Genomic DNA, 12,002 nt, shown 5'->3' on the forward strand with positions numbered 1-12,002 from the left:
ATTTTACGCTTCTGCCCGCGAAAAAATACCCCGCAAGGGTGGGGCTACTTCTCCACGAGGGTGAGGACGTCGTAGGTGGCCACGATCTCGTCGTTCTGGTTCGTGAGGACTGCGTCCCAGGCCACCTCGCCGTACTCGTCCGTTTCGCGGGGGGTGATCTTCTTGGCGGTCAGGGTCACGCGGATGGAGTCCCCTGCGGCCACCGGAGTGATGAAGCGCAGGTTTTCCAGGCCGTAGTTGGCCAGGACAGGGCCCGGCGCCGGCTCCACGAACAGTCCCGCGCCCCACGCGAGCAGCAGGTAGCCATGCGCCACAATCCCCGGGAAGAACGGATTGGCTTCCGCGGCCTCCTGGTTGGTGTGGGCGTAGAACGTGTCCCCGGTGGAGTTGGCGAACGCGGTGATGTCCTCCAGCATGACCTGCCGCAGGTCGGACCGGACGGCGTCGCCGATCCGCAGCGTCTCCAGCGACTTCCGGAACGGGTGCGTCCCCTCGGTCTCAACCGTGAAGTTGCGGTCCGCGCCGGCATGCCAGACGCCGGTGACTGCGGTGAGCATGTTGGGCGAGCCTTGGATGGCGGTGCGCTGCATGTGGTGCATCACCGACCGGATGCCGCCCAGTTCCTCGCCGCCGCCGGCGCGGCCGGGGCCGCCGTGGACCAGGTGCGGGACCGGCGAGCCGTGGCCGGTGGAGCTGCGGGCGTCCTCCCGGTTGAGCATGAGCACGCGGCCGTGGTGGGCTGCGATGCCGGTGACCAGTTCGCGCGCCACCTCGGGATCGTTGGTGCAGACGGTGGCCACCAGGGAGCCGCTGCCGCGGGCGGCGAGGCGGACGGCGTCGGCAAGGTCCTTGTAGCCGATCACCGATGAGACGGGACCGAACGCCTCCAGTGAGTGGACTTCCTCCGCTTCGGGGTCCTGCCAGTTCAGCAGGACCGGCGCCATGAACGCGCCGCCTTCCACCACTCCGGTGGTTCCGTCGGCAGAGGTGACCGACGGCGAATCGAGCGTTCCGTACGCAAGCTCACCTCCGGCGTCGAGCATTGATTGGACGGCAGCCCGGACGTCATTGAGCTGCTCCACAGAGGCGAGTGCGCCCATGGTCACGCCGTCTGCCCGCGGATCGCCCAGGACAATCCGCTCACTGATGCGCTTGCCGACGGCAGCGGACACTGCCGGGACCAGGTCCTGCGGCACGATGGCCCGGCGGATGGCGGTGCACTTCTGGCCTGCCTTGGCGGTCATTTCCGTGACCACGGACTTGACGAAGGCGTCGAACTCGGGGGTGCCCTCCACGGCGTCAGGGCCAAGGATGGCGGCGTTCAGAGAGTCTGTTTCGGAGGTGAACCGGACTCCGCCCTGGACCACGTTGGGATGGGACTTCAGGGACAGCGCCGTGGAGGCGGAGCCGGTGAAGGCCACCAGGTCCCGGTAGTCCAGCACGTCCAGGAGCCCCCGGACAGAGCCGGAAATCAGTTGCAGCGAGCCCTTGGGCAGGATGTTGGATTCGACGATCGCCTTGACCACGGCTGCGGCCACATACCCGGTGGGCGTGGCCGGCTTGACGATAGTGGGCACACCGGCGATGAAGGCAGGCGCGAATTTCTCCAGCATCCCCCAGACCGGGAAGTTGAAGGCGTTGATCTGCACGGCCACGCCCGGGATGCGTGTGTAGATGTGCTCGCCGGCGAAGGATCCGTCCTTGGACAGCACCTCCATGGGCCCGTCCACCACCACCTGGGAGTTGGGGAGCTCGCGCCGGCCCTTGGACCCGAAGGTGAAGAGGACGCCGATGCCGCCGTCGATATCGATCAGGTTGTCCACTTTGGTGGCACCGGTCTGCGCCGAGAAGGTGTAGAAGTGCTCGCGCCGGGCGTGCAGGTACTGCGCCAGTTCCTTGAGCTTGAGGGCGCGCTGGTGGAAGGTCAGCCGTCCCAGTTCCTCCTGGCCGGTGGTCCGGCCGTAGTCGACCACCTCGGCCAGGTCCAGCCCTTCGGTACTCACCTTGGCCAGGACTTCCCCGGTGCTCGCATCCCTGACGGGCGTCGCGGACGCGGCCGATCCGGCGTCGGGCGTCCACCAGGAATCCAGGACGAAGCTGGGCACTGTCTCGACGGTGTCGACCGTGGCCTCGGGAGCTGTGGCAGTGGTGGTCATCGTTGACGGGTCCTTCCAACAAAGGGGCAGACAGAAGCGGCCACTGATTACTGACCGTCCGTTCGGTAATATATTCACCATACATGAAGTGCCGTGCCGCACACTAGAAGGCCGGGACTGATTCCGCCACCCAAAGGAGAACCATGAGCGCGCCGTCACCCAAGGAAACTGCGGAAGAGCAGCAGCCTGCCCACGAGCTGTGGAAGATCACCCTCGGCGAGCTGGACGAGAAAATGGGCGTGAAGATCGTCGAGGAGTCCGTGGAGCGGGTAGTGGCCACCATGCCGGTGGAGGGGAACCGGCAGTCCTTCGGCCTGCTGCATGGCGGGGCGTCCTTGGCCGTGGGCGAAGCGGTGGGTTCCTGGGCCGCGGTCATCCACGCAAGCACCATGGGCAAGACGGCGGTGGGCGTGGACGTCTCGGCCACGCATCACCGTTCCGCCCGGGAAGGGCTGGTGACCATCACGGCAACGCCCATCCATCTGGGCGGCACCCTCACCACCCACGAGGTGCTCATCACCAACGAGGCGGGCCAGCGGCTCTGCACCCTGCGCATCACCAACCTGCTGATGCGGCGCCACAAGTAGCTGCTACCTGGCCGAATGCTGCTTCCGGCGACGGACCAGCACCATCAGCAGGGCGCCCACCAGGATCGCAGCTGCCGCGGCACCTGCTGCCGGAAGCGCGCTGGCACCTGTGTAGGCCAGGTCGCCTGTGGTACCCCTGCTTCGGCGGTCGTACCCGGTGTCCACCAGGTCAGCAGGAGGGGTGTTGACGGGGGAAGGTACGACGGCGGTGCTGCCGCCCCCGTCCTCCGTCCCCGCGGGGGACGGGGCGGGGTTGGTTCCAGCTGGGGGCGTGACCGGGGGCGCAGGCCGGGCAGGCACCGCGGAGGCGAACTCAAATGCCGCAGTGCCCGAAGCGCTGTACCCATTGACTGTTTCTGCCGTGAAACGGAGCGTTTCGTTACTGTCCGGCGCTGTGAAGCTCCAACTGCCGTCAGCGCCCACCGGGACCTCGAACGGATCCTGTCCCTCAATGGTGATCCGCACTGCTGAGTTTGCCGGGACGTCAGAGGCGGGGGCGGCGGGAACCTTCCCGCTGATAACCTGCCCGCCTTCATACGTGCCACCCGGCGCCGGTGACGAAACGGCCGGTTTGTTCAGGAACAACTCCAGTTCATAGCCAGGCAGGACCGCGAGGCCGTCTTTCAGCGTTGCCCCGATAGCCACATTGGCCGAACCCGCCGTCTCACCTGCTGCATGCGTTCCCACGGCATAGTTTCCGCTCACCCAGGGACCGCCCGAGTCTCCGCCGCTGGACTGGACATCGTAGGAAGCGAAACCACGGAAAGCCCGCAAGTCCAGGGAGTCCTGGGCGTAGTTCGGGCCGGGCACCACGATAATGCCCACCCCTGCAATCGTGCCGCAGGACCAGAAGGACGACCGTCCCGACCTGCAGACCTCCATTCCCGCAACCGGATCCGCAGTGCCGATGATCTTGACGTCAGGTTCCGGCTCCGACGGGTCACCCCAGGTACTGGCGGCCGGAATCGGATCAAGGTCGGCGCGCAGGGATTCCACCACGGCCACATCCGTACCTACATTGCCCAGGTTGTCCGGGTCCAGCGGATCTTCCACCACCGGAGAGTTCCCCGGACCGCCGAACTGGCTGAAGCCGAACCGGCCCAGCAGGCCTGTGCGGTTGAACTGGAACTCCAGTTCGGCCGTCTGGGCGGTGCCGTCAGAAGTGCAGTGGCCCGCGGTCAGGACGGACGGCAGGCCGGCCGGATCGAAGGCGGAAAAACCGGTGGAGCAGACCCACCCGGTGTCGGCGATGTAACCCACTCCCCCGGGAACGTCGGCCTCAGGCCCAAGGGGCGCGCCGCCGTCGAGCTCCACGTTGGCGAACCGCGCCACGAACTCTGCCGGCGAGATCTTGCCTGGGGCGGCGGCGCCGGGCGTGGTGGAGGGCGTTCCGCCCGCGTCCTTTCCGGCTTCTGCGGAGTTGTCGGCTCCGGTCCGGATGACAAACTTGCCGCCAGCCGAAAGCACCGCCTGCAAGCCACGCGGCCCCACTTCGTCGAGGTACGCCTTGAAGAGCTGTTCAGTGCTCAGTGCCAGCTTGGAACCCGGATCCGGGACGGGCTGTGGAGTCTCTTCCGGGGCGGGCTGCGGAGTCTCTTCCGGGACCGGCGGAGCTTCAACGGTGAGTCCTGGGACATCCGCAGCGAGCGCGGCCACCGCCGCGTGCAGTTCGTCCCCGGATCCGGACACCACAATCCTGCCGTCCTGCAGCCGGATTCCCAGGTATCCCGGAACGTCGCGGAGCTTCCCCGCAGCAGCGGCCGCCTGGGTCCCCCGCTCACCGGCAGCAGCGAACTCTTCGGGCGTCAGGCCAAGGTCCCGGGCAACAGCTTCCTCAAGGGCCGCCTCGGACAAGCCTGGGCTGCTAGTGGGCTGCGTGGCAGTGGCTGAAGGGGCCGGGAGTTCGGAACCGTCGGCGGCCCGGACGGGACCGGCGGCGAAGCCGGATGAAGCGAGCAGTCCCGCCGCGGCGCCGGCAGTGAGCAAACGCGCCAGGCCGGCCCTCACCGGGCCACCCCCGCTCCGCAAAGGGCGAGGACTGCATCCAACTCCGCCGCGGTCAGCCCGTGATCAAGGAGGAACCCGCGGGTATCCAGTTCACGGACGAAGCGGGCAACGGCCTGTCCGCGCGCCTCAAGCAGCGGCGCAAGTTCGTCCTCGGCGAGGTAGCGCTCCCGGTCGTGGGGCGGGCCATGGGTCCGGTAGCGCTCGTTGATGCCGCGGGCCGCGCGCCGGTATGCCTCGGCAATGTCCTGGTCGGAATCCCCCGCGAGGTCCTGCACCATGGCGGCCACCATGCCGCTGCGGTCGCGCCCTGCTGCGCAATGCAGCACCACGGCGCCCCGGACCGAGGCGGCAGCCAGCTCCCGGAAAACCCCCGCGAGCTTCTCCGGGAAGATCCGGGCATTCTCCGCATAATGGGCAGGATCGTTGAGGTAGGGTCCGGTCACTGCAGTGAGCCGCGGATCGCCAGGCTCCTCCGTGGGCGCCGAAACCACCGTCATTCCGGACCACGCAGCGCCATTGACCACGGGGTCCGTGTCCCTCCGGCGCGCCTCTGCACTGTTGCGGAGATCGATCACGGTCCTGACGCCGTCGTCGTATGCCTGGCGCCATCCTCTTTCCGTGAGCCATTCCCGCCGGCCCATGCGGTAGACGCCGCCCGCCACATGCCACGCGTTGACAGCACCATCCCAGTCCATGGACCTGCCCGGTTTCTCCATTCGCACAGCTAATCACATAGGCCACATTGGTCGCACGCCACATAGGGCGCATGGGGAACAAAGGGCACAAAGGCCCCAGCGCTTTGGCCACCCCCGGAGTACGGTGACGGTACCGATTTCAGTGCGGACATTCAAAGGAGAATTATCTTGAGACAAACAGCAGCACGACGGCGTCACTCGGCTTTTGCAGCGGGCCTCGCCAGCCTTGTCATGGCGATGGGCTTTACAGCAATTCCCGCGGATGCGGCACCCCAGACCAAAGCTGAATACGTGGCGCTGGGCGACTCCTACACGGCCGGGACTGGTGCAGGCGCGGCAGAACGGCCACTTGGAGTTGACTGCTGGCAGAGCACTCCGGGATATGTAAACAATGTGGCGAAGACGGGCAACGTGAACCTGGCCGCCAACGCGGCATGTCATGGCGCTGTGCTTTCCCGATTCAGCCCTTTTTATGACCAGGTGCTTTTGACGCCGACCGTGCACGAGCAGATCGACTCGCTTGTAATGGACGGACGCCTTTCCGGAGACACTGACCTTGTGTCCATAACTGCAGGAGCCAACGACCTTGGTTTTGCCTACGTCCTGGGCGTGTGCGCCTTCTATAGCGACATTGAATGCCAGGGAGCAGTGGCTCAGGCCACTTCAGGTGACTCCCTCGCGCTGCTAACTGGGGGTCTCGTGCAAACCTACAGGACCATTCGTGCAGTTGCCCCAAATTCGCAAATCACTGCGCTGGGCTACCCGCTTCTGTTTGATCCCAATAGCTCATTTGCTCCCCTTCCAGCGGCCAAACAAATGCTCATCAATCAGGCCACGCTGGTCGTGAACTCCACTATTGCAAACGCGGCCGCCGCCGCCGACGTGCAGTATGTCGATGTGACCGGACGGTTCGCCGGGCACGAAGTGAACTCCTCAGATCCGTGGCTGCAGCTATCCCCAACGGACTTCACAGCAGACTACAACTTCCACCCCACGCCCGAAGGCCATCGCGCCTATGCCGCCGGACTTCTCGCCGCAGTCAAGCCCGGACAACTGGCACGACGATAACTAGGACAACGGCTTCACCCGCGCCGGGCGAGCCTGTACTCCAGGCCCGCCCGGACCATGGGCCATTCGTGCTCAAGGATGGAGAACACCACGGTGTCCCGCAGGAGTCCGTCCCGGGTGCGGGAGTGGCTGCGAAGGATGCCGTCCTGTTTGGCGCCAAGCCGCTCGATGGCCGCCCTCGACTGGTGGTTGAGCCAGTGGGTCCGGAACTCCACCGCCGGGCAGCCAAGCACCTCAAACGCATGGCGCAGGAGCAGCAGCTTTGAGTCGGCGTTGGTCCCTGTTCCCTGCGCAGAAGCCGCATTCCAGGTGGAGCCGATCTCCAGGCGGGGCGTCCCGGCGTCGATATTCATGTAGGTGGTCATCCCGATGACCCGGCCGGGGCCACCGGTGGCGGGATCGATCAGCCGGGTGGTAAAGGGCAGCATGGACCCCTGCTCCTGCAACGCGAGCCGCCGCTGGATCTCGGCTGCCATCTCCTCGGGCGACGGCACAGATGTGTACCAAAGCCGCCACAGCTCGCCGTCCCGGGAAGCGTCCACAAGTGCGTCGTGATGCTCACCGGACAGTGGTTCCAGGATTACGTGCCGCCCGGTGAGGGTAAGGGGTTCTAGGAAAGTCACTGCACCAGCCTAGGTCCAACAAGAAGGGCCGGTTAGGCTGGGAAAGCACCAGGACGGCGAGCTAGGGAGTCATTGTGTCAGGAAGCAATCCGGATCCGGAAGAAGACAAGATCACAGGCCTGGAGCCGGGCGGCGGGGTTCCGCCAGGGGAAACGCCCCCAGGGGAAGCCTCCACCACCACCACGCAGGGGCACGACGAACACGGCACGAAGAAAAGCACCCAGGTCTTCTGGATCGCCATCATCGCGGCGGTAGTCCTGCTCTCGCTCCTATATTTCGTCGGCTACATCGTCGGGTTCTTCGACTAGCCCGCCCTGCTGGCCCCCTTACTGGCCGGGCCAGTCAAAAAAGCCCTTACCGGTCTTGCGTCCCAGTTCTCCCCGGGCCACTTTGTCCCGAAGGATCCGGGGCGGGGCAAAACGCTCGCCGAGGGTCGAGTGCAGGTATTCCGCGATCCCCAGGCGGACATCCAGGCCCACGATATCCGTGGTCCGCAGCGGGCCGGTGGGGTGCTTGTAGCCCAGGACCATGGCAGCATCGATGTCCTCCGCGGACGCCACCCCCTCCTCCACCATGCGCATGGCCTCCAGGGCAATGGCTACGCCCAGCCGGGAGGAGGCAAATCCGGGAGCATCATTCACGACGACGGCGGTCTTGCCGAGTGCCTCCACCCACCCTTTCGCGGCGGCAGCGAGCTCGGGAGACGTGCGCTCGCCCAGCACCACTTCGATGAGCGTGGACGCCGGTACGGGGTTGAAGAAATGCAGTCCCAGGAAGTTCTCCGGCCGCTTCAGCTCCCCGGCCAGGCCGTTGACGGAAAGCGAGGACGTGTTGGAGGCAAGGAATGCGTCGTGGCCCAGCCGCTCCTCGATGCCCCGCAGCGAGGTGACTTTCAGGTCCCAGTCCTCGGGGACGGCCTCCACCACGAGCTGACGGTCCGCGAACGCGTCATAGTCCACGCCGACGGCCAGCCGGGACACCATCTCGTCCAGGTTGGCGTCCGTCATTCCGCGCTCAATGCTCTTGGCAGCGGCGGATTCAACCCGTTCCCGGGCCGCTTCCGCAGACTGGTCGTCCCGCTCCACCACCAGTACATCGGCGCCCTTGACCAAGAAGGCGTGGGCGATGCCGGCACCCATGCGTCCGCCGCCCAGGACACCTACGCGTGCTGGCAGGCCGGCGGCAGGTTTCGGTAGGTTCATCAGTTCTTCTCTCCGGTCTCGGTGTCGGCTTTCCTGTCGGCCTTCTTGGCAGCGTTTCTGTCCAGGAACTGCTGCATCCGGTGGAACTTGGCCTCGGATTCGAAGAGGATGCCCTGGGCCAGCTGGTCGATCAGCGGATGCGCCTCTGCCGGTGCGTGGAACACGGACTTGGTGATCCGTACAGCCAGGGGATCCTGCCGCCCGATCCTGTCCGCCAGGTTGTGCGCCGCATCCAGAAGCTCCGCTGGGGCATGGATCTCGGTGATGAGGTTGACGGCCAGGGCCTCGTCGGCGCCGAGGACCTTGCCGGCGAGCAGGATCTGTTTGGCCACGGGCTCCCCCACCAGTTCCTTGAGCCGCCAGCTGGCGCCGGCGGCGGCGAGGATGCCCAGCCCTGTTTCCGGGTTGCCGATCCGAACACCTGGCGTCGCGATCCTGAAGTCGGCTGCATAGGCGAGCTCGGCGCCGCCGCCCAGGCAGTACCCGTCCAGGGCGGCAATCACGGGCATGGGCAGTTTGGCGATCCGGACGAAGATGGTGGAATTGATGCCTTGCAGGGCGTCGTCCCGGCGCCGCTCGCGCAGCTGCCCGATGTCCGCCCCCGAGGCGAATACACCGTCCGCCCCGGCGATGATCAGCACCTTGGGGTTCTGCTCCAGGGCGGTGCAGACCACGTGCAGTTCGTCCACCATTTGCTGGTCGATGGCGTTGCGCACCTCCGGCCGGTTCAGCAGCACCACCACCCGGTCGCTGCGCTCCTCCACCAGGAGGGCGTGGAACTTCTCGGCGGCCAGGTCGACGGCGCCCGGCATCAGACCTTCTCCAGCAGCATGGCGGTGCCCTGCCCCACGCCAATGCACATGGTGGCCAGGCCCACCTTGGCGTCCTCACGCTCCATCCGGCCCAGCAGGGTGATGGCGATCCGTGCCCCGCTGGAACCCAGCGGATGCCCCAGGGCGATCGCGCCGCCGTCGTTGTTCACGATGTCCGGCTCCAGCCCAAGGCGCCGGATGCAGGCAAGGGACTGCGTGGCAAAGGCTTCATTGAGTTCGACGGCGTCCAGGTCACCGACGCTGAGGCCGCTCCGCTTGAGGACCTTCTGCGTGGCAGGAACGGGGCCGATCCCCATAATCTCAGGCTCGCAGCCTGCGGAGGCGCCGTCGATGATCCGCGCACGGGGCGTCAGGCCCAGCCGCTCGATGGCCGCTTCCGATGCCACGATAATGGCCGACGCTCCGTCGTTGAGGGAGGAGGAGTTGCCGGCGGTGACCACGGATCCGCCGTGGGTGACGGGCTTGAGCCCGGCGAGGACGTCCATGCTGGTGTCTGCTCGGGGTCCTTCGTCCGTGTCCACCACGGTCTCGGACTTCCGGCTCTTCACGGTGACGGGAACGATCTCGTCCTTGAACCTTCCGGCTGCTATCGCGTCCAGGGCACGCTGGTGCGAGCGGACGGCGAAAGCGTCGGCGTCGTCGCGGGAAATACTGTCAACGCGGGCCACTTCTTCAGCGGTTTCCGGCATCGAGTAGGTCATCTTGCCGTCCCGGGACAGGGCGCCGTGCTGGAAGTGGGGATTGGTGAACCGCCAGCCGATGGAGGTGTCAAAGATCTGGCCCGGTTTGGCGAAGGCGGCGGCGGGCTTCTCCTGGACCCAGGGGGCCCGGCTCATGGACTCCACCCCGCCCGCGATCACGATGTCAGCCGCGCCGGCCTTGATCATGTGGCTGGCCTGGATGATGGCGCTCAATCCTGATGAGCACAAGCGGTTCACGGTGATGCCTGGAATATGGAGGGGAAGACCCGCCAGGAGTGTAGCCATGCGGGCCACGTTGCGGTTCTCTTCCCCGGCACCGTTGGCGTTGCCCAGGATGACTTCGTCGATGCTGTCCGGATCCAGGCCCGCACGCTGCACGGCCTCGCGGAGCACCAGGGCTGCGAGGTCGTCGGGACGGACTGACGAGAGCGCCCCGCCGTATTTGCCCACTGGCGTTCGGACCCCGCCAACAAGGAAAGCCTGCGGACCTGCGGTTGCAGCCATGGAAACACCCTTCACGCGATAAACGGCACTGTCATCGGCGGCCGGCAGCGCCCCACTTACCGACCGTTCGTTCTGTAAATAGTACACGGGAGCGGTCTTTTGTGGATACCGCCCTGCGTTTGGGGACTAGCGGACCGTCACTCCGAGGTGAGCTGCCAGCAGCGGCGCCAGCAGCCCCAACTGGTACTCGTCAATGACGGCGCCGGCCATGCTGCCGAGGCCGCTCAGGCCGCGAAACTCGCTGCCGCGAAGATCGAAGTCCTTGAGCTTGGCACCGCTGACGTCCAGGGAGCCGATGGTGCAGTCCTTCAAGACCACCCGGGTTGCCGTGGCGGAGCCGAGATCGAGCTCGTTGATGATGCAGCCGGTGACCAGGACGTCGGTGAGCTTGGCGCCGCGCAGGTTGAGGAAGTCCACCTTGCCGCCGTCGATATGGACGGACTGCCAACCGCTCTCATACAGCTCAGCCGAGCCCAGTCGGGGATTCCGGAGCTCCACCTCCTTCCAGGTGGAGCGCGCCGCCCGGAAAACCGGTGCGTACAGCTCTGCGAGAATGCAGTCCCGGAAGGTGGACCCGCGGAGCTGGGCCTCATTGAACGAGGCGCCCTGGAACACGCACTCAGCAAAGTCGGTGCCGCCCAGGTCCAACCCGTCGGCGCGGACGCGGCTGTACCGCTCGCCGTCGTACCTTTCACCCCTCTGAAAGTGGGGCTCATCCACGTCCACGAGGTCCTGAAGCAGCACGGGCACCAACCGGGGCGCCGCGGCGTCCGGCCTGCCGCTCCCCGGGACACGGGCGCCCATTAGAGCGTTTCGGCCTTGGCCGCTATCTCAGCAAGATCCTTGGCGAGGGCCTTGCGGGTGGCAGCCATGCCCATCCTGCCGAAGAGCAGCATCAGGATACGGCCGCCTACCGTGGGCTTGAGGACCTCCGCGCCGAAGGTGAGGGTGAGGTCCGTGCCGCCGTCCCTGGGCGCCAGGGTGAAACGGGTGGTGTAGTCCGCACCGCCCTGCAGAGCCTTGACCGTGGTGCTGCGGTTCGGCTCGGCTTCGGCCACCCACATCTCCACCGTCTCGGATCTGCCCATCATCTTCCTGGTTTCCTTCCAACGGGTACCTTCGCCATAGGGGCCGTCCGTCAGCAACTGGACGGAGTCCACCCCGGACAGCGTGGCCGCCGAACCCGGAATGTCCGTGATGACGGACCAGACTTTCTCCGGAGTTGCTTTGATGTGCTGCGTGAGGCTGGTGCTGTGGTCCATTGTTTGAGCCTAGCCCGGGGCACCGACATCGGACAGGATCCAGGCGGTCCGGGACGGCTTGAATTAGTAAGCATGCTTCGTGTTAGGGTGAAAATGCACTGTTTGATCAATGGAAACGAAAGGAGGCCACCACCATGGGCCTCGGAGACAAGATCAGTAACGCAGCAGAAGACATCGGCGGCAAGGCCAAGGAAGCAACCGGCAATGCCACCGACAATGACCGGCTGAAGGCTGAAGGCCAGACCGACCAGGTCAAGGCAGACGCCAAGAAGGTGGGCGAAAGCGTGAAGGACGAGTTCAAGCGCGACTAGCCTCTCCTGCGGCAGCAGCCCTCACGGGCAGGCTGTGACAGAGCGAAACGGCG

At 66.0% G+C, this 12,002-nt stretch carries 13 protein-coding genes; 4 read left to right on the forward strand and 9 right to left on the reverse strand.

Going from position 1 to position 12,002, the window contains the following annotated elements; all coding sequences use genetic code 11:
• Window positions 1–44: 44 nt before the first annotated feature.
• A complete protein-coding gene (gene paaZ / locus ASPHE3_RS15715; RefSeq protein WP_013602179.1) occupies window positions 45–2,156 on the reverse strand; it encodes a phenylacetic acid degradation bifunctional protein PaaZ in 2,112 nt (703 codons plus the stop codon).
• Window positions 2,157–2,299: 143 nt separating this feature from the next.
• On the opposite strand from paaZ, the gene ASPHE3_RS15720 reads away from it, so the two are divergent.
• A complete protein-coding gene (locus ASPHE3_RS15720; protein ID WP_013602180.1) occupies window positions 2,300–2,743 on the forward strand; it encodes a PaaI family thioesterase in 444 nt (147 codons plus the stop codon).
• Between the two features lie 3 nt (window positions 2,744–2,746).
• Here the strand turns inward: ASPHE3_RS15720 and ASPHE3_RS15725 are convergent, their stop codons facing one another.
• Together ASPHE3_RS15725 and ASPHE3_RS15730 are read right to left on the reverse strand one after the other, a co-directional pair.
• Window positions 2,747–4,750 carry a S1 family peptidase gene (locus ASPHE3_RS15725; protein ID WP_013602181.1) on the reverse strand — a complete coding sequence of 668 codons (2,004 nt, stop codon included), beginning with the start codon at window positions 4,748–4,750 and terminating at the stop codon, window positions 2,747–2,749.
• Window positions 4,747–5,466, reverse strand: a complete 720-nt coding sequence (locus ASPHE3_RS15730) for a tyrosine-protein phosphatase (protein ID WP_041652272.1) — start codon at window positions 5,464–5,466, stop codon at window positions 4,747–4,749. Before ASPHE3_RS15730 ends, ASPHE3_RS15725 begins: the two co-directional genes overlap by 4 nt.
• A gap of 147 nt (window positions 5,467–5,613) precedes the next feature.
• Here ASPHE3_RS15730 and ASPHE3_RS15735 point away from each other — a divergent pair, with 147 nt between their 5' ends.
• A complete protein-coding gene (locus ASPHE3_RS15735; protein ID WP_041652274.1) occupies window positions 5,614–6,513 on the forward strand; it encodes an SGNH/GDSL hydrolase family protein in 900 nt (299 codons plus the stop codon).
• A gap of 14 nt (window positions 6,514–6,527) precedes the next feature.
• On the opposite strand, the gene ASPHE3_RS15740 is transcribed toward ASPHE3_RS15735, so the two are convergent.
• On the reverse strand, window positions 6,528–7,136 hold the full coding sequence (locus ASPHE3_RS15740; protein WP_013602184.1) for a GNAT family N-acetyltransferase: 609 nt from the start codon (window positions 7,134–7,136) through the stop codon (window positions 6,528–6,530).
• A gap of 74 nt (window positions 7,137–7,210) precedes the next feature.
• Here ASPHE3_RS15740 and ASPHE3_RS15745 point away from each other — a divergent pair, with 74 nt between their 5' ends.
• Window positions 7,211–7,444, forward strand: a complete 234-nt coding sequence (locus ASPHE3_RS15745; RefSeq protein WP_013602185.1) for a DUF6480 family protein — start codon at window positions 7,211–7,213, stop codon at window positions 7,442–7,444.
• 18 nt (window positions 7,445–7,462) lie between these two features.
• On the opposite strand, the gene ASPHE3_RS15750 is transcribed toward ASPHE3_RS15745, so the two are convergent.
• The 5 genes from ASPHE3_RS15750 to ASPHE3_RS15770 form a co-directional block, all read right to left on the reverse strand.
• Entirely contained in the window at window positions 7,463–8,338 is an 876-nt protein-coding gene (locus ASPHE3_RS15750; protein ID WP_013602186.1) for a 3-hydroxyacyl-CoA dehydrogenase family protein, read from the reverse strand.
• Window positions 8,338–9,150, reverse strand: coding sequence for an enoyl-CoA hydratase/isomerase family protein (locus ASPHE3_RS15755; RefSeq protein WP_013602187.1), 813 nt, complete (start codon window positions 9,148–9,150; stop codon window positions 8,338–8,340). Before ASPHE3_RS15755 ends, ASPHE3_RS15750 begins: the two co-directional genes overlap by 1 nt.
• A complete protein-coding gene (locus tag ASPHE3_RS15760) occupies window positions 9,150–10,376 on the reverse strand; it encodes a thiolase family protein (RefSeq protein ID WP_013602188.1) in 1,227 nt (408 codons plus the stop codon). Before ASPHE3_RS15760 ends, ASPHE3_RS15755 begins: the two co-directional genes overlap by 1 nt.
• Window positions 10,377–10,502: 126 nt before the next feature.
• A complete protein-coding gene (locus ASPHE3_RS15765; RefSeq protein ID WP_013602189.1) occupies window positions 10,503–11,180 on the reverse strand; it encodes a pentapeptide repeat-containing protein in 678 nt (225 codons plus the stop codon).
• On the reverse strand, window positions 11,180–11,638 hold the full coding sequence (locus tag ASPHE3_RS15770) for an SRPBCC family protein (RefSeq protein ID WP_013602190.1): 459 nt from the start codon (window positions 11,636–11,638) through the stop codon (window positions 11,180–11,182). Before ASPHE3_RS15770 ends, ASPHE3_RS15765 begins: the two co-directional genes overlap by 1 nt.
• Window positions 11,639–11,772: 134 nt before the next feature.
• Between ASPHE3_RS15770 and ASPHE3_RS15775 the strand changes: the two genes are divergently transcribed.
• Window positions 11,773–11,949 carry a CsbD family protein gene (locus ASPHE3_RS15775; RefSeq protein WP_013602191.1) on the forward strand — a complete coding sequence of 59 codons (177 nt, stop codon included), beginning with the start codon at window positions 11,773–11,775 and terminating at the stop codon, window positions 11,947–11,949.
• Window positions 11,950–12,002 lie beyond the last annotated feature (53 nt).

It is taken from the genome of Pseudarthrobacter phenanthrenivorans Sphe3, assembly GCF_000189535.1.
Classification (GTDB): Bacteria; Actinomycetota; Actinomycetes; order Actinomycetales; family Micrococcaceae; genus Arthrobacter; species Arthrobacter phenanthrenivorans.